This window comes from Vibrio sp. 811, assembly GCF_033339195.1.
The window spans coordinates 1-576 of record NZ_JAWOUB010000703.1 but is presented as its reverse complement, the minus strand read 5'-3'; the positions used below and the strand labels follow the sequence as shown (position 1 = coordinate 576).

1 protein-coding gene is annotated in these 576 nt (G+C 45.5%); it reads right to left on the bottom strand.

Features of this window, described 5'->3' with window-relative positions:
• Positions 1-17 precede the first annotated feature (17 nt).
• On the bottom strand, positions 18-551 hold the full coding sequence (locus tag R7Q46_RS28940; RefSeq protein ID WP_318078550.1) for a hypothetical protein: 534 nt from the start codon (positions 549-551) through the stop codon (positions 18-20).
• Positions 552-576: the final 25 nt, after the last annotated feature.

Here is a 576-nt window from a genome sequence, read left to right as displayed (position 1 = left end):
TATCGGATTTTTTCTTTTTATTTTCTCGCTCCAACGGGAATCATAATGTGTGCGTATGGCGTGCCTTTCCACATCACGTATGGGCCACCATAACTTGGATCGGTTGGTAGAGAGTCCAGCAACGCTTGGTCTGGGGTAATAATCATCAAGTGTGGTCCTTCCACAATCCATTGATTATCGTCCGTCATCCCTTCTGCAAATGGGTCGGTGTTACTGGCACCGCCATCACCCGCTAACATGTAAGAAATGCCTAAGGCTTTGGATTGGAAAGGTTTTTTGTTCATCCAAGCGTCTGCCCATTCCATCCAAGGACCATCCATACACATTGGAGCAATGCCTTCCAATTGAGGTGGCGTTGGGAAGCAAGTGTATTGGCTAGAACCTTCTTGAAGAACGTTATTGTTCCAGTCCATCACCGTTACTTTATCGCGAATAGTCGGTGGCGCTGCACTCAGTGCATCTTCTAAAAGTGCTTTTGAATCATCGGCTGCGAATGCGCCAAAAGCGCAGCTGACCGAAACAACAGCAGTTAAATAAGGAGTTAGTTTCATAAATTAAACCTCAAGTTAATACAAC